Below are 17330 nucleotides of genomic sequence, written 5' to 3'. Positions count from 1 at the left end.
CTATTTCTTAGGAGGAAAACAAAAATGGACGGATTAAATTATATAGCAGCAGCAATCGCAGTTTTCGGAGCAGCAGTCGGAGCAGCTTATGGTAACGGAAAAGTTATCTCAAAAACAATCGAATCAATGACACGCCAACCAGAAATGGCTGGACAACTAAGAACAACAATGTTTATCGGGGTTGCCTTGATCGAAGCGGTTCCTATTCTAGGTGTAGTTATTGCATTGTTATTAGTGCTTAAATAATTTCTTTAGAAGGCAGGACGCTGAGTTTTTAAAACGCCACGCGTTACTGCTTTCTTTGCTGCGAATCACTGCGACTGCCTCCGGCAGAGCAGATGATGAGCAGTACTTGGCGAACGAAGAGAGAGAAGTAACCGATTAAAAGAACCATCAAACTTCTCCAAAATAAAGTAGACCGTCAAAAACATCAAGTACACTTCAAAAGTTCTAATCAAAGGCAGAGAAGATGATGAGCAGTACTTGGCGAACGAAGAGAGAGAAGTAACCGATTAAAAGAACCATCAAACTTCTCCAAAATAAAGTAGACCGTCAAAAACGTCAAGTACACTTCAAAAATTCTAACCAAAGGCAGAGCAGATGATGAGCAGTCACTTATAAAAAAACATCAAGCTTATCCAAAAAAAGTAATAAACCACAATCACCATAAAGTATTGCAGAGAAAGGAAGTTGAAACTTCATGCTAGATTATTTAGTAATCGGTGAAGCAGGACCCAGTACAACAATTGGTACAATGATTGTTGTAAGTGGCGCTTTTCTAATTTTGATGCTTCTAATCAAGAAATTCGCTTGGGAAGCTATCACTGATATGTTAAAAAAACGTGAAGATAAAATTGCCAACGATTTAGATTCTGCAGAACAATCTCGAATCGCAGCTGCTAAATTGCAAGAAGAACGCCAACAAAAATTGCTTTCTTCTAAATCAGAAGCAGCAGAAATCCTTAAACATGCGAAAGAGAGCGGAGACCAAAACCGTCAAAAAATCTTATCAGAAACCAATGATGAAGTTTCACGTTTACGAGAAAAAGCACGTCTTGATATTTCTCAAGAGCATGAAGAAGCGTTGGCGTCTGTTAAAGATGAAGTGGCAACCTTGTCTTTACAAATTGCAGAGAAAATTTTAAATAAAGAATTGACCCCCGATGCACATGACTCGCTGATCAATTCTTATATCGAAGGCTTAGGTAAGTCAAATGAAGCTAGATAAATATACAGTCGGTAAACGCTATGGCAAAGCTTTGTTTGAGTTGGCGATTGAAAAGCAAGAAGCTGACAGCATTTATCAAGACTTATTAAAACTTAGAGAAATTTTTAATGAAGTGCCAGATTTAGGTGATATCTTAAGTGATGTTCGTCTTGAACCTTACGAAAAAGACGAGATCATGAAACAAATGTTAAATGGCTTTGAAGGCACGACAGAGAACTTTTTAAAAGTCGTTTATAACTATTCCCGTATGAATGATCTTCTATTGATGATCGATGAATACGAAAGACGTTATGATGAACACAAGAGCTTACTTTTAGGAACAGCTTTGACTGCCGTTCCATTAACGAAAGAACAGCATCAATTGATGGAAGAAAAAGCAGCCAAACTTTTAGGCTATGAACAAGCAAATTTAATCAATTTAATCGATCCAACCATTGTTGGCGGCGTAATCATCGAAGCCAATTACAAAGTGATTGATGGTAGTATCCACAAACAGTTAGAACGAATCCAAGAATTGTTATTAAAATAACGTTCAGCACAATAAAGAGGTGAATTGAATGGCTATCAAAGCAGAAGAAATCAGTGCCTTGATTAAGGAACAAATCAAAAATTATCAACAAGAATTGGCAGTCGAAGAGATTGGAACTGTCACATACGTTGGGGATGGAATTGCTCGTGCCCATGGTTTAGAAAATGCGATGAGTGGAGAATTACTTGAATTTTCTAATGGCTCATACGGAATGGCGCAAAACTTAGAAACCAATGATGTCGGTATTATCATCTTGGGTGATTTTGAAACCATTCGAGAAGGCGACAAAGTAAAACGGACTGGTAAAATCATGGAAGTTCCAGTTGGTGAAGCAATGATCGGACGTGTTGTTAATCCGTTAGGCCAACCAATCGACGGCTTAGGTGAAATTAAAACGGATAAGACTCGTCCTGTTGAAGCGGCAGCGCCAGGTGTTATGCAAAGAAAATCAGTTGACCAACCAATGCAAACAGGTCTCAAAGCGATCGACGCACTTGTACCAATCGGTCGTGGGCAACGTGAATTAGTGATCGGTGACCGTAAAACAGGTAAAACATCGATTGCTATTGATACAATCATCAACCAGAAAGGTCAAGATGTGATTTGTATCTATGTTGCAATCGGACAAAAGGAATCAACGGTTCGTAACCAAGTTGAAACACTAAGAGCATATGGTGCCCTTGATTATACAATTATTGTAAATGCTGGAGCATCTCAACCAGCGCCATTACTTTATATTGCCCCTTATGCAGGAGCTGCGATGGGTGAAGAATTCATGTATAACGGCAAACATGTTTTGATCATCTTTGATGACTTATCAAAACAAGCTGTTGCTTATCGTGAACTTTCATTATTACTACGCCGTCCTCCAGGTCGGGAAGCTTATCCAGGTGATGTTTTCTATCTGCATTCACGTCTATTAGAACGTGCAGCAAAATTAAGCGATGAATTAGGCGGTGGTTCAATGACTGCCTTGCCATTTGTTGAAACCCAAGCCGGAGATATTTCAGCTTATATCCCAACAAATGTTATTTCAATCACAGATGGACAAATCTTCCTAGAAAGCGACTTATTCTATGCAGGAACTCGTCCAGCCGTTGATGCCGGTCTTTCAGTATCGCGTGTTGGTGGTTCAGCACAAATCAAAGCAATGAAAAAAGTAGCAGGTACGCTTCGTTTAGATTTAGCTAGTTACCGTGAATTAGAAGCCTTCACTCAATTTGGTTCTGATTTAGATGCGGCAACACAAGCAAAATTAAATCGTGGTCGTCGTACTGTCGAAATTTTAAAACAAAAACTACATGCGCCATTAGCGGTAGAAAAACAAGTTGTGATCTTATATGCATTGACACATGGCTTCTTAGACAGTATCAGTGTTGCAAAAATTCTAGATTTTGAATCTGAATTATTTGACTTTTTAGATGGCAAACATCCTGAGTTATTTGAAACGATCCGCACAACGAAAGATTTACCAAAATCAGAAGATCTAGATGCAGCAATCAGCGAATTTAAAGAAATTTTCGGTGCAGCCAACTTAGAAGTTTCTACTGCAAAAGATACACTTGAATCAATTCAAAATGCGTAAGAGAGGTGACAAGAATTGGGTGCTTCATTAAATGAAATCAAACAACGCATTGCTTCAACTAAAAAAACCAGTCAAATCACCAATGCTATGCAGATGGTTTCAGGTGCTAAACTGACAAAATCAGAAGCGGCTTCTAGAAGTTTTCAAGAATATGCGTCAAAAATCCGTTCTATCGTGACTCATCTTGTGGCAGCACAATTAAGTGATCTGGAAGAATTGGATTCATATGACAATGAAGAAGCGTCAGAAAGTGGAAACTACCATATGATGCTAACATCTCGTCCTGTGAAAAAAACAGGTTATATCGTCATTACTTCTGATAAAGGATTAGTTGGTGGGTATAACAGTTCAATTTTGAAACAAACGATGAAAATGATGGCAGATGATCATAAATCTCAAGATGAATATGTCTTGATTGCTATTGGCGGAACGGCGGCAGATTTTTTCAAAGCTCGTGGAATAAATGTTGCCTATGAGCTTCGTGGCTTAAGTGATCAACCTAGTTTTGATGAAGTTAGGAAAATCGTTTCGACGGCTACTACGATGTATGAAAGTGAAGTCTTTGATGAGTTGTATGTTTGCTATAACCACCATATTAATTCATTGACTAGCCAATTTCGTGTAGAAAAAATGCTGCCGATTTCAGATTTAGATCCAGATGAAGCGACAACGTATGAGCAAGAATATATTTTAGAGCCTTCAGAAGAAGCCATCTTAGATAATTTATTACCGCAATATGCTGAAAGTTTGATCTATGGCGCTATTATCGATGCCAAAACAGCGGAACATGCTGCTGGAATGACAGCGATGAAAACAGCCACTGATAATGCGCAAAATATTATTAGTGATTTGACGATTTCTTATAACCGTGCTCGCCAAGGCGCAATCACACAAGAAATCACCGAAATTGTAGCAGGTGCTGCAGCGTTAGAATAAAAAAGTAGAATTTGAGTCAGATTGACTCAAACTTCGTATAGAGTAATAGAGAAGATAGGTTTTATCACGACCTCGTTAGGTGTAAATCTGTCGAGCCTTCGATATTTTTATAACCTCTTTAACGGTATAAAAATACCAAGAGCTCAGCAGTTTCACACAATCTGAATATCCAAAAAGCGGATAGTCAGATTGTGCTCCAACTGCTCGCTCTTGAACAATATTTTTATAACCTCTTCAACGGTATAAAAATACCAAGAGCTCAGCAGTTTCACGCAGTCAGAATATCCAAAAAATGGACAGTCTGACTGTGCTCTAACTGCTCGCTCTTTAACACTATTTTTATAACCTTTTTAAACGAAATGGAGGAAAGACACATGAGTTCAGGAAAGATTGTTGAAGTAATCGGTCCCGTTGTTGACGTGGAGTTTTCACTAGATCAATCCTTACCAGATATAAACAATGCATTAGTCGTTTATAAAAACGGCGAAGAAAAACAAAAAGTCGTGCTAGAAGTAGCTTTAGAACTAGGTGACGGTGTTATTCGTTCGATCGCCATGGAATCCACAGATGGATTACAACGTGGCATGGAAGTCATCGATACAGGTAAACCCATTTCTGTTCCTGTTGGAAAAGAAACCTTGGGTCGTGTTTTCAACGTTCTAGGCGATACGATCGACTTGGAAGAACCATTTCCAGAAGATGCTATCCGCAGTGGCATTCACAAAAAAGCCCTTGATTTTGCCGATTTAAGCACAAGTAATGAAATTTTAGAAACTGGGATCAAAGTAATCGATTTATTAGCACCTTACCTAAAAGGTGGTAAAGTTGGACTATTTGGTGGTGCCGGTGTTGGTAAAACCGTTTTGATTCAAGAACTAATTCATAATATTGCACAAGAACATGGCGGTATTTCCGTATTTACTGGTGTTGGCGAGCGGACACGTGAAGGGAATGACCTTTATTTTGAAATGAAGGACTCTGGAGTTATCGAAAAAACAGCCATGGTTTTCGGTCAAATGAATGAGCCTCCTGGTGCCCGTATGCGTGTGGCGTTAACGGGTTTGACGATTGCGGAATATTTCCGTGATGTTGAAGGTCAAGATGTACTCTTGTTCATCGATAATATTTTCCGTTTCACTCAAGCAGGTTCTGAAGTGTCTGCCCTCTTAGGTCGGATGCCGTCAGCTGTTGGGTACCAACCAACACTTGCGACTGAAATGGGACAATTGCAAGAACGCATTACTTCTACCAAAAAAGGCTCTATCACATCGATTCAAGCAATCTATGTGCCAGCCGATGACTATACTGATCCGGCACCGGCAACAGCCTTTGCCCATTTAGATGCTACAACTAACTTAGAGCGTCGTTTAACTGAAATGGGTATCTACCCAGCAGTTGATCCGTTAGCTTCATCTTCAAGTGCTTTAGCACCAGAAGTCGTAGGTGACGAGCATTATGTTGTAGCCACAGAAGTACAACATGTATTGCAACGTTACCGTGAGTTACAAGATATCATTGCCATCTTAGGGATGGATGAATTATCAGATCAAGAAAAAATCTTGGTTGGCCGCGCTCGCCGTATCCAATTTTTCTTATCTCAAAACTTTAATGTAGCAGAACAATTTACCGGACAACCTGGTTCATATGTTCCAGTTGCTGATACTGTTCGTGGCTTTAGAGCGATTCTTGATGGAAAATACGATGACTTACCGGAAGAAGCTTTCCGTAGTGTCGGTAGAATCGAAGATGTTATAGAAAAAGCGAAGACGTTGAACTACTAAAAGGAGGAGACACAGATATGGATTGTTTAACTGTCAATGTGGTGACTCCTGATGGATTGGTTTATGATCATCGTGCAACGATTGTTGTTGCCAAAACAACAGATGGTGAAATTGGGATCTTACCTAAACATGCACCAATCATTGTTCCTTTAGCGATTGATGAAGTTCGTGTAAAAAGAACAGATTCTGATACACACGTGGATTGGATCGCTGTTAATGGCGGTATCATGGAAGTTCGTGATAACGTTGTTTCAATTATTGCCGATAGTGCAGAACGTGAAAGAGATATTGATGTAAGCCGTGCAGAGCGTGCAAAACAACGAGCTGAGCGTATGATTGAAAAAGCGAAGGAAAATGCAAATACGGATGAATTACGCCGTGCAACAGTTGCGCTTCATCGCGCAATCAATCGAATCAATGTGTCAAAACATACGTAAAAAAAAGAAGTGACTGAGATAAGTTAATTGTCTCAGTTCACTTTTTAAAAAAAAGTGATATATACATAAATTCTTTTAGAAAAGTTAAGAATCTTTATTTTTTGTTTCAGCTTATTTGTGATAAACTGTTTCTATATTACTTAGTGAAGCTATGTAAGTTAGACATTTGGAAAAAGATAAAATATGATTGAGGCAAAAAGCACCTCAGTCCTATTTCCCTATTTTGCAGTCGAGACTGAACGACCTCGTTCAGCTTTTAATGGTATCTAGCTTCGCAGGCTAGTCTTTCGGGAAAAAGATAAAAATGGAGTGAGACAAAAAGCGTCTCACTCAATTTTTCCTATTTTCCTGTCAAAACTGAACGAGCCTACTACGCTTTTAAATTAAGGAGAGTCCTATGCAATTTTTTGGTATTGATGCAGTGATTCGGATCATTTGTCATATGATGTTTATTTATGTTACTTTTTGGTCGATGCAATCGATCAGGATAGAGCAGTTTTTTAAAGCTCATCAAACCTCTCAGGTGCGGTTGTTGATCGTACTATTATCAATCGTTATTGGCTATACGGTAAGCTCATTTTTCTTAGAGTTTCTGGCATTATGCCGTAATTTATTTATTGTTTTTTTTCCATAAAGGTTGATGAATAAAAAGAAAAGATACTAATTGTTGGTAAATAGTGGTATAATAGAAAAGATTTTGGATCGAAGAGTCCAATTCTAACTTTTTTGGGGGGAACAAAATGGAACAGATCATTGTTCATGGTGGTAACCAATTAAAAGGAACTGTGAAAATCGAAGGGGCTAAAAATGCAGTATTGCCAATTTTAGCAGCAACCCTTTTAGCTGAAGAAGGAACAACAACTTTAAATAATGTACCGATTCTTTCTGATGTTTTTACAATGAACCAAGTTATCAAACACTTAAATGTCGATATTGATTTTAATGAAGAAGAAAACCAAGTCACAATAGATGCAACTAAGCCTTTGGGCATCGAAGCAAATTATGAGTATGTTAGTCAAATGAGAGCGTCAATCGTTGTTATGGGGCCTCTATTGGCTCGTAATGGTCATGCCAAGGTTGCAATGCCTGGTGGCTGTGCCATTGGTAAACGACCAATTGATTTGCATTTGAAAGGCTTCCAAGCTCTAGGTGCAAAAATCATTCAAAAAAATGGCTATATTGAAGCTATTGCGGATGAATTGATCGGTAATACGATTTATTTAGATTTCCCAAGTGTAGGTGCTACTCAAAATATTATGATGGCAGCTGTCAAAGCTAAAGGAATGACAGTTATCGAAAACGTTGCAAGAGAACCTGAAATCGTTGATTTAGCGAATGTTCTTAATAAAATGGGTGCTAAAATTGTCGGTGCTGGTACTGAAACGATGCGTATCGAGGGTGTGACTAAACTTCACGCTGTTGAACATTCCATCGTTCAAGATCGTATTGAAGCTGGAACATTCATGGTTGCAGCTGCGATGACTGAAGGCGATGTGTTGATTGAAGAAGCAATTCCTGAACATAATCGTCCACTTATTTCAAAATTAACTGAAATGGGTGCTGTTATTCGCGAAGAACGAGGCGGGTTACGTGTCATTGGACCTAAAGTGATTAAACCAACTGACATTAAAACATTGCCTCATCCGGGCTTCCCTACAGATATGCAAGCGCAAATGACTGCGATGCAAATGGTAGCAGAAGGATCAAGTGTTGTAACTGAAACTGTATTTGAGAATCGTTTCCAACATTTAGAAGAGATGCAACGTATGAATGCCGATGTTAAGATAGACGGAAATATTGCTATCATCAACGGCACTCAAGCATTACAAGGTGCGTCGGTAGAAGCGACTGATTTACGTGCAGCAGCAGCGTTGATCTTAGTTGGACTACGAGCTAGTGGGATTACACGTGTGTCCCATTTAGAATATTTAGATCGTGGTTATTATAAATTCCATGAAAAACTTCAAAAATTAGGAGCAAAAGTGGAACGTATCAACGACGAAAAAGTTGTAGAAAAGAAAATGTCTACAGTTAATTAAAAGGGGAAAGAGATATGAGTTCGACACGCTATATTATAGTGACTTTGTTGAAAGTTTTAGTAGTGATTTCTTTAGTGATCATCTTATTTGTGGCTGGTACAATGATCGGCTATGGGGTGATTGGTGGAGGGAATCCAAAAGATGTGTTCAAAGAAGAAATTTGGGCTCATATTCTAGACTTTTTTAAATAGGTAATCATTTAGGAGACAGTTCAAACTGCTTTGTCAGTTTAGGCTGTCTTTTTGTTTTAGTTAAGCGAAATTATTTGTAATTTCACTGTAATATAAAGGGAGTTTCTATTGTTTTTGAACTGTTTACTAGCTTAATACCCTGTAAATATAACAATAGCTTAGGGTAGATGTTTTTTTTTGCTATTTTAATGAGAAACAAATAATGCTTGCTAAAACAGGATTTTTTTCTGTGAACGTGCTTATTTATCCTGAAAAAAATGAAAATATTTCCAATGTAACAAACAATAAAACGTTCTCTTTCATGCTGTAACCTAGCTTTAATAAAATGGTAACCATTAAGAGCTTGTCGCATGTTATGATTGCTCCCGTACGAAATTTAGGGAGGAAACAATTTAATGAAGCGAAAATGGTTAGCGATTTTATTTATCATTACCTGCTTTATTACGGGATCAGTTATTCCTGTATACGCAGCTGAAAATAAGAGCAGTGACATCAAGAGTTTGACAGATTATACAATTGTACCAGAATATAAAACCAAAAAATTATCAAGCTCAATGATCTATTCAATAACGGATGGAAAAGCATTTCAATTAGTAAAGTCTGATATTTTAAATAAAGAAAAGATAGCAAAAGAACAAGCTGAGAAAGCCAAAGCGGAAGCTGACAAAAAAGAGCAACTTGCAAAACAAAAGGCTGAATCTGAACAAAAACAAGCCGAATTGGCAAAACAAACAGCCGAAAGTAGCAAACCCAGTGGTCAAAAGCTGATCATGGAAGCAACAGCCTATTCTTGTAATGAAGGGTTTATCGGTGGGGGCAATCTAACCGCAATGGGGCAAGACCTACGTGTAGACCCAATGGCAATTGCAGTAGATCCTAGCGTGATCCCTTTAGGTACAAAGCTACATGTTGAAGGTTATGGCGAAGCGATTGCTAGTGATACGGGTGGTGCTATCAAAGGGAATATTATTGACCTCCACTTTTCTGATGTAGCTCAATGTATCAATTGGGGCCGCAGACAAGTAGAAGTAACGATTTTATCGTAATAATTGAACGTGATAGGTATCGTGTCTAAATAGACAAACAGGATGAGTGAAATCTTGTTTGTTTTTTTTTATAAATTTATGAAGACCAAAATAACAAATAAGAAAAAAGGTTCTATGCTATAATGAAAGTGATTAATAGGATAAGGAGCGATAATTAGATGAAAGCTACAGTGACAGAAATCGGTGCTAGTGCATTAGATGAAAAAGAACCGATGATTATACTTTTTGGTGAAAGTGCTACAGAAGGCTTAAAAGAATATTCAGTGATTCAACAATTTCAAGAAATACCCTCATTGAACATGAAAAAAGGGGATTTATTAAAGATCGACAAACAAGACTATACAATTCAATATGTAGGACCGTTTGCTAACGATAACTTGAATAGCATTGCTCATGTAACGCTAGTTTTTGCTGATGTACCTGAAGAGGATGCTATTGTGAATGGCTTATACCTTGATCCTAGCGCATTTCCAACAATCAAAGTTGGATCAATCATTGAGTATGCATCGCTTGGAGTGTGATTGAATGGGACAAGAGAAAGAAAAAGAAAGACGTTTTTCATGGTTTTGGCGTTGGTTTTTAAATAATCAAGTAGTGACTTCACTATTGATCGTATTACTCATTTTACTAATTTTACTTGTATTTACAAAGGTGTCCTATTTATTTAAGCCAGTGTGGCAATTTGTAGGAGTCGTGGGTTTACCATTGATCATGGCAGGTATTTTATATTATTTGATGAATCCAGTCGTTGATTATCTAGAAAAGAAACAAGTTCCACGAATTTGGAGTATCGTTGGGCTATTTATTATAGTGGTGGCATTGATTATTTGGGGATTGGTCGTGATTGTTCCCAAAATACAAGAGCAGACGATAAGTTTTGGCAACCATTTTCCACAATATATTGATACGATCGATCAAAAGATGCAAGAAATTTTAAGTGACCCGTTTTTTGCTCAATTTCGTAGTCAGTTAGAAGACATGGGCGACAAAATGATTAGTTCATTGGGAGATATTATTCGTAATATTTCTACGTTTACAGTTCAAGGTATAGGTAGCTTTTTTGGAGCAGTTGCAACGATCGTTGTTGCAATTATAACGATGCCATTTATTTTATTTTATCTTTTAAAAGATGGTAAACAATTAGCGCCATATCTGATGAAATTTTTACCCAATAAAATGCGTAAACCTACATTGAAGGTTCTGGGGGAAGTTAATTCTCAAGTTTCTTCTTATATTCGTGGTCAGCTGACTGTAGCATTTGCTGTAGCAGTAATGTTTATTCTAGGCTTTTCTTTTATTGGACTTGATTATGCAATCACGTTAGGCATTACGGCAGGTTTTCTTAATTTGATTCCTTATCTAGGATCATTTTTAGCAATGGTACCAGCTGTGTTTTTAGGAATCGTAGGCGGTCCAATTTTACTTGTAAAAGTGTTGGTTGTATTTGTTATCGAACAAACAATTGAAGGTCGTGTGATTTCACCATTGGTGTTGGGGAGTCAACTTGATATCCATCCAGTGACGATTTTAGTCGTGCTGCTGACTTCCGGGAAGCTATTCGGTGTAGTTGGCGTTATTTTAGGAATACCTATTTATGCGGCAGCTAAGGTCATTATAACGCATGTCTTTGAATGGTATAAAGATGTTTCCAGTTTGTATCATGAAGAAGAAGAATTAAAAAAATTAGAATAAAAGAAGACCGAAATAGACTAGCATGTCTGTTTCGGTCTTTTTATTTTTAGAATGTTTTACCTAAAGTTGTTGCTTGATCCATTGCCGCACCTAATAATTCCTCAGCTTTTTCAGGATGATGGTCGATTCCTTCAATAAATAATTGATCGACTTCAGCAACGCCGATGAAGTTTAAAATTCCTTTTACATATTGGGAAGCAAAATCTTGTCCCTCGTAGAAGCCACCATTTGATTGAATGTGTAGGGCCTTTTTACCGTTAGTTAAAGGTTTTGGTCCTTCTTCAGTGTATTTAAATGTTTTGCCAGCAACATTGATTGTATCAACCCAAGCTTTTAAACGAGTTGGAACATTTAAATTCCATAACGCATTGGCAATGACTACTTTATCAGCACCTAAGAACTGGTCTGTCAGCTCGTTGAAACGGGCAACTTTAGTTTGTTGGCTTTCATTTAAAGCTGTAAATTCAGTACCAGTGCGCAATGCACCCCAACCAGAAAGTAATTCTTCATCAATCTCTGGTACAAAATCAGCATAGACATCAAGAATGTCGATTTCATCTGTAGGATTTTGTGTTTGATAACTTTCTAAAAACGTTTCTAACGCACAAACCGAACGAGATTCTTCTTTAGTGAGCGGGTGTGCTTTAACAACAAGTAATTTTGACATGTAAAATCTCCTTTGAATACCTCAGTATCATTTTTTATAGACAAAAACTATTTTACTAATAAAAAGTAAGAAAATCAATATATTTGCATAAATTTTATAAAAAAGGTTGGGACAGAAGCGTCTAATCCCTCCATTTATTCGGATTCTATGAGACTGGTCTGTAACTCACAGAGTTATAGACCAGTCTCGTTTTTAATGTTAAAATGCTTGTGAAAAATGCTGTATTCCACCAATTACATAGACAGCATGGAAACCTTTAGAAGCCATAAATGAGGCAATGATTTCAGAACGCCGCCCACTATAACTAATGATATGATAGGTTTTCTCTTTATTCAGTTTTTTTAACATATTTGGCAAAAGAGTGGCAGGTAGTGATATTGAGTAGGCTAAGTGTCCTTTTAGATAATTACTGGTTTCACGGATGTCGATAACGTTAAGTTCAGTTTCAGTATAAAGTGTTTCAAAATCTGGAATAGAAATCGATTCAAACATACAACTCATCCTTACGAATATTTTTTTTAAAACTCTGGCACTTCTTAAGAGATGTCTAAAAACTATTTACCAGTTGTTTTTTGAAAAGGGTTGCAAATAAACTGAAATCATGTTATGCTATGCATGTAATAAGGATTGTTACTGTTTGGCAGGCAAAACCTGAATCTTCCATAATTGTTTATTTGGGTGGATTCTAGGTTTTTTTCATTTGTATTTGTAAAAGGTGAGGTTCATCATGAATATTGAAAAAATTTTAAACAACAATGTCGTCATGACAAAAAATGAATCAGGTGAAGAAATTGTCTGTATGGGCCGCGGTCTTGCATTTCAGAAGAAGATTGGGGATGTAATTGATCCAGCTTTTATTGAAAAAGAATTTATTCTTAAAGATTCCATCACTTCAGGACAGTTTCAGCAATTATTTGCAGACATTCCAGTAGAAGAAGTAGAGATCGTCAAAAAAATTGTCGATATAGCAGAAGAAGATTTAGGCATCGAGCTTTCATCTAATATATACTTAACGTTAACGGATCATGTGCATTATGCCATTATGAGAGCTAAAGAAGGTCTCGAAATGCCAAATCCACTAATGTTTGAAACAAAAAAGTTTTATCCGAAAGAGTTTGCTATTGCTAGAAAAGGCGTAGCGTTGATTAAGGAAAGACTGGACATAGATTTCTCAGAAAGCGAAGCTGGTTTTATTGCCTTTCACATTGTAAACAGTGAACAAGCCAATGGCAACATGGAAGTAACTATGTCGGCAACTGAAATGGTTCGAGATATCTTAACGATCATCAGTCGTTATTTCGGTAAACCATTTGATGAGGATTCACTGAATTACCAAAGAATCGTGACGCATTTACAATATTTTGCACAACGTTATTTGCAAAATGAAGCCCACGATGAAGAGGATGATTTTCTGTACGAATTGATTCAAAGTAAATATCCAAAGGCATTTCAATCAGTCCACAGAATCAATGATTATCTGGTTAAGAAGTATCAGAAACCAATTGATAAAGCGGAACAGATTTATTTGACCATTCACATCCAGCGAGTTGTTGGTGAGAAAAAAGCGTAATGTTTATCTATTGTTATTAAAAATTTAGCATTCAATCGAAGCGGATTGTTACTGTTTAGCAGGCAAAACCTAGATTGAAAAAACAAGTGATTCACCTATATTTAGTTTTTTTAGGTATAGTAGAGTATTGTTTTTTCAGTTTAGGTTTTTTTATATAAAAAATTAAGGAAAAGGGGCATATAAAATGAGTAAAAATCAAGAAATCGCTGAACGCGTCCTAACGTTAGTTGGCGGAGAAGAAAATGTGAACAGCGTAGTTCATTGCGCAACACGTCTACGTTTTAAATTGAAAGACGAAGGTAAAGCAGATACCGAAAAATTAAATCAAGATTCAGATGTGATTCAAGTCGTTCAAAGCGGCGGTCAGTATCAAGTCGTGATTGGTAGTCATGTTAGTGATGTTTATAAAGAGTTGATGGCTCATAGTAATTTAGGCGATGATGATTCAGAGAAAGATGAAGGTCCTAAAGGGAATATATTTAATCAATTAATTGATATTATTTCATCTATCTTTACACCATTCTTAGGAGCTATGGCTGGAGCTGGGGTTTTAAAAGGGTTTTTAACACTAGCCTTGACGCTAAATTGGTTGACTGTTGAATCAGGTGTTTACGTAGTTCTCTTTGCAATAGCAGATGGAATCTTCACATTCTTACCAATTCTTTTAGCATTTACAGCTGCGAAAAAATTCAAAACAAATCAGTTTTTAGCAGTCTGTTTAGCGATGGCATTGGTTCATCCAAGTATTAGTGCTTTAGCAGGTCAAACATTAAGCTTTGCGGGTATTCCAGTTATTATTGGTGCTAGTGCATATACGTCTTCTGTTATTCCAATTATTTTAGCAGTGTATGTTCAAAGTTATGTAGAACGTTTCTTTAAAAAAATCATTCCTTCGTTCTTACAAATTATCTGTGTTCCCTTGGCAGTATTCTTAGTAATGGCGCCAGTAACATTTATTGCAATTGGTCCAATCGGCACGATTTTGGGAGATTTATTAGGTAAAGGCTACAATGGAATCTATGGGCTTAGTCCAATTATTGCAGGAGCTGTGATGGGTGGTTTATGGCAAGTATTCGTTATGTTTGGTATGCATTGGGGTTTTGTACCAATCATGATGCTGAATCTTTCTCAAGCAGGTGGTGGCGTTGATACAATGGCACCAATGTTATTACCAGCTGTTTTAGCACAAGGTGGAGCAGCGCTAGCAGTCTTCTTTATGACAAAAAATGTAAAATTGAAAGGGTTAGCTCTTTCTTCTACAATGACTTCAGTATTTGGGATTACTGAGCCGACTGTTTATGGTGTCACATTACCACTTAAAAGACCATTTATTGCGGCTTGTATCGGTGGAGCTGTTGGTGGAGCATTTATCGGGTTCAGTCATGTTCAAAACTATGTATTTGGTTTGATTAGTTTACTAAGCTTGCCAGGCTTTATTCCACAAGATACAAAAGATACATCTGGTTTGATCGCAGCAGTTATTGGAACAGTAATTGCATTTGTGATTGCATTCGTCTTAACGTTTATTTTAAAATTTGAAGATAAACCGGAAGCAGGCAGTGAAACAGCTACAAAAGGCAACAGTTCTAATTCAGAAACGCAACATGGCAATAAAAATGATAAAATCGTCTTAAAAAGTCCAATTACTGGAACAATCGTTCCTTTAGACAAAGTAGAAGATCAAGTATTTTCATCTGGTGCATTAGGTAAAGGAATTGCAGTTGAACCAGCTTTGGGTGAACTTTATGCTCCTGCAAATGGAGAAATCACAACACTATTTCCAACAGGCCATGCAGTTGGAATCACAACTGAAGATGGTGCGGAAGTGTTGATGCACATCGGAATGGATACCGTTGAGATGGATGGTGACGGATTCGAGATTCTAGTGAAACAAGGTGATAAAGTCAAACAAGGGGAGCTCCTAGTTAAATTTGACATTGAAAAAATCAAAGCAGCAGGTCATCCCGTTGTAACACCTGTTGTAGTTACAAATAGTGGTGACTATCTAGATGTATTAGATATGGATCAAACAGATGTTTTACATGGTGAAGATTTCTTAGCGATTGTACGTTAATTTATAGTTAAGGTTTACCGCTTTAAATTTACTTAGCTAAGGGGGCTGAAAAAGTTAGCCCTCTATGGTTTTAGAATAAGGAGGAATAATAATGTCAAACAAAACAACAGCATTTCCAGAGGGATTTTTATGGGGTGGTGCAACTGCAGCGAATCAATTAGAAGGCGCTTATCGTTCAGACGGTAAAGGCTTATCAGTAGCAGATGCAATGCCTGGTGGTAAACAACGCTTTCAAATTTTAGGAAGTGATACATTTAATTGGGAAATTGATGAAGATAAATTTATTTACCCTAACCATCGTGGAATTGATCACTATCATCGTTTTAAAGAAGATATTGCACTGTTTGCACAAATGGGCTTCAAATGTTATCGTTTCTCAATTGCTTGGGCAAGAATTTTCCCTAAAGGGGACGAAGCAACACCAAATGAAGCAGGATTGAAATTTTATGATCAAGTGATCGATGAATGTTTGAAACATGGAATTGAACCTGTTATTACAATTTCACACTATGAAATGCCTTTACACCTTGCAAAAGAATATGGTGGCTGGAAAAATCGTAAAATGATCGATTTTTTTGAAAAATATGCAACGGTCGTTTTAACACGCTACGGTAAAAAAGTAAACTATTGGATGACGTTTAACGAAATCAACTCAGCATTCCATTTCCCAGCATTAAGCCAAGGAATGGTCAAAGCAACTGGTGCTGGTGATTATCAAAATATTTTCCAAGCATGGCATAACCAATTTGTGGCAAGTGCTAAAGCAGTTAAAATCGGTCATGAGATCAATCCAGATATGCAAATCGGTTGTATGATCATCTACGCGACAACCTATAGTATTGATGCAAATCCAATCAACCAAATGGCTACACTAGCTCAAAATCAAGAATTCAATTTTTATTGTACAGATGCTCAAGTTCGTGGTGAGTATCCAGCTTACCAACAACGGATGTTTGATAAATATGGTGTATCTGACTTGGAAATTGGTGCGGATGATTTAGAATTAATGAAACAATATTCTGTTGATTATATTGGTTTTAGTTACTACATGTCTTCAGCAGTTAATGAAACAGCGGAAGAAGAAGATACGGTGATCGGAAATTTATTAGGCGGTGTGCGTAATCCATTTTTGGAAGCAAGTGAATGGGGCTGGCAGATCGATCCAGAGGGATTAAGAATTGCTCTAAACGAATTATACGATCGGTATCAAAAACCTTTGTTTATCGTCGAAAATGGTTTAGGTGCGATTGATAAAGTAGATGAAAACTTTTATGTAGAAGACGACTATCGCATTGATTATTTACGTCGTCACATTGAAGCGATGTCTGACGCGATCAATGACGGCGTTGATTTAATGGGCTATACACCATGGGGTTGTATTGATTTAGTTAGTGCTTCAACAGGTGAAATGAGTAAACGTTATGGCTTTATCTATGTTGATTTAGATGATAATGGTGAAGGTACAATGAATCGCTATGAGAAAAAATCATTTAATTGGTATAAACAAGTGATTGAAACAAATGGATCGGATTTAAACTAGCATGAAAAAGAGCCC

Annotated in this window: 18 protein-coding genes; 16 read left to right on the top strand and 2 right to left on the bottom strand. The window is 37.2% G+C overall.

Annotated features, from left to right (window positions below; translation table 11 throughout):
• Window positions 1–24 precede the first annotated feature (24 nt).
• The 13 genes from atpE (at window position 25) to A5866_RS05035 (ending at window position 11464) form a co-directional block, all read left to right on the top strand.
• Window positions 25–246, top strand: coding sequence for a F0F1 ATP synthase subunit C (gene atpE, locus A5866_RS05095; RefSeq protein WP_069654656.1), 222 nt, complete (start codon window positions 25–27; stop codon window positions 244–246).
• 454 nt (window positions 247–700) lie between these two features.
• Window positions 701–1228 (top strand): F0F1 ATP synthase subunit B, encoded by a 528-nt coding sequence (atpF, locus tag A5866_RS05090; protein ID WP_086279027.1) that lies wholly within the window; start codon window positions 701–703, stop codon window positions 1226–1228.
• The gene (gene atpH / locus A5866_RS05085; protein WP_086279028.1) at window positions 1215–1757 is read left to right on the top strand and encodes an ATP synthase F1 subunit delta; all 543 of its coding nucleotides are present in this window, start codon (window positions 1215–1217) and stop codon (window positions 1755–1757) included. The genes atpF and atpH overlap by 14 nt, the downstream gene beginning before the upstream one ends.
• A 28-nt stretch (window positions 1758–1785) precedes the next feature.
• Window positions 1786–3342: a F0F1 ATP synthase subunit alpha gene (atpA, locus tag A5866_RS05080; protein WP_086444182.1), complete on the top strand. Its 1557-nt coding sequence runs from the start codon at window positions 1786–1788 to the stop codon at window positions 3340–3342.
• Between the two features lie 15 nt (window positions 3343–3357).
• Window positions 3358–4278 (top strand): F0F1 ATP synthase subunit gamma, encoded by a 921-nt coding sequence (locus A5866_RS05075; RefSeq protein WP_086444183.1) that lies wholly within the window; start codon window positions 3358–3360, stop codon window positions 4276–4278.
• A gap of 374 nt (window positions 4279–4652) precedes the next feature.
• Complete coding sequence (atpD, locus tag A5866_RS05070) at window positions 4653–6059, top strand: F0F1 ATP synthase subunit beta (RefSeq protein WP_086444184.1); 1407 nt, start codon at window positions 4653–4655, stop codon at window positions 6057–6059.
• 17 nt (window positions 6060–6076) lie between these two features.
• Window positions 6077–6496 (top strand): F0F1 ATP synthase subunit epsilon, encoded by a 420-nt coding sequence (locus A5866_RS05065; protein ID WP_010772960.1) that lies wholly within the window; start codon window positions 6077–6079, stop codon window positions 6494–6496.
• 397 nt (window positions 6497–6893) lie between these two features.
• Window positions 6894–7130, top strand: a complete 237-nt coding sequence (locus A5866_RS05060; RefSeq protein WP_086279032.1) for a DUF1146 family protein — start codon at window positions 6894–6896, stop codon at window positions 7128–7130.
• A 106-nt stretch (window positions 7131–7236) separates the two neighbouring features.
• Complete coding sequence (gene murA / locus A5866_RS05055; protein WP_086444185.1) at window positions 7237–8535, top strand: UDP-N-acetylglucosamine 1-carboxyvinyltransferase; 1299 nt, start codon at window positions 7237–7239, stop codon at window positions 8533–8535.
• Between the two features lie 14 nt (window positions 8536–8549).
• Window positions 8550–8726 (top strand): DNA-directed RNA polymerase subunit beta, encoded by a 177-nt coding sequence (locus A5866_RS05050; protein WP_086279034.1) that lies wholly within the window; start codon window positions 8550–8552, stop codon window positions 8724–8726.
• 395 nt (window positions 8727–9121) lie between these two features.
• Window positions 9122–9772 carry a 3D domain-containing protein gene (locus tag A5866_RS05045; protein ID WP_086279035.1) on the top strand — a complete coding sequence of 217 codons (651 nt, stop codon included), beginning with the start codon at window positions 9122–9124 and terminating at the stop codon, window positions 9770–9772.
• A 158-nt stretch (window positions 9773–9930) separates the two neighbouring features.
• On the top strand, window positions 9931–10293 hold the full coding sequence (locus tag A5866_RS05040) for a PTS glucitol/sorbitol transporter subunit IIA (RefSeq protein ID WP_086444187.1): 363 nt from the start codon (window positions 9931–9933) through the stop codon (window positions 10291–10293).
• A gap of 4 nt (window positions 10294–10297) precedes the next feature.
• Window positions 10298–11464 (top strand): AI-2E family transporter, encoded by a 1167-nt coding sequence (locus A5866_RS05035; RefSeq protein ID WP_086279037.1) that lies wholly within the window; start codon window positions 10298–10300, stop codon window positions 11462–11464.
• A gap of 46 nt (window positions 11465–11510) precedes the next feature.
• Here the strand turns inward: A5866_RS05035 and A5866_RS05030 are convergent, their stop codons facing one another.
• A complete protein-coding gene (locus A5866_RS05030) occupies window positions 11511–12131 on the bottom strand; it encodes an FMN-dependent NADH-azoreductase (protein WP_086444188.1) in 621 nt (206 codons plus the stop codon).
• Between the two features lie 198 nt (window positions 12132–12329).
• Entirely contained in the window at window positions 12330–12623 is a 294-nt protein-coding gene (locus A5866_RS05025) for a rhodanese-like domain-containing protein (protein WP_086444189.1), read from the bottom strand.
• Between the two features lie 235 nt (window positions 12624–12858).
• Here A5866_RS05025 and licT point away from each other — a divergent pair, with 235 nt between their 5' ends.
• The 3 genes from licT to A5866_RS05010 all read left to right on the top strand — a co-directional run bounded on the left by licT (window position 12859) and on the right by A5866_RS05010 (window position 17315).
• Window positions 12859–13701 carry a BglG family transcription antiterminator LicT gene (gene licT / locus A5866_RS05020; protein WP_086444190.1) on the top strand — a complete coding sequence of 281 codons (843 nt, stop codon included), beginning with the start codon at window positions 12859–12861 and terminating at the stop codon, window positions 13699–13701.
• Between the two features lie 184 nt (window positions 13702–13885).
• Window positions 13886–15775 carry a beta-glucoside-specific PTS transporter subunit IIABC gene (locus A5866_RS05015; protein WP_086279041.1) on the top strand — a complete coding sequence of 630 codons (1890 nt, stop codon included), beginning with the start codon at window positions 13886–13888 and terminating at the stop codon, window positions 15773–15775.
• A gap of 91 nt (window positions 15776–15866) precedes the next feature.
• A complete protein-coding gene (locus tag A5866_RS05010) occupies window positions 15867–17315 on the top strand; it encodes a glycoside hydrolase family 1 protein (protein WP_086444191.1) in 1449 nt (482 codons plus the stop codon).
• The last annotated feature ends 15 nt before the right edge of the window (window positions 17316–17330 follow it).

Origin of the sequence: Enterococcus sp. 12C11_DIV0727, from assembly GCF_002148425.2 — a bacterium.
In the GTDB taxonomy this organism is placed as follows: Bacteria; Bacillota; Bacilli; order Lactobacillales; family Enterococcaceae; genus Enterococcus_L; species Enterococcus_L lemimoniae.
This window is presented reverse-complemented; position numbering and strand designations above follow the sequence as displayed.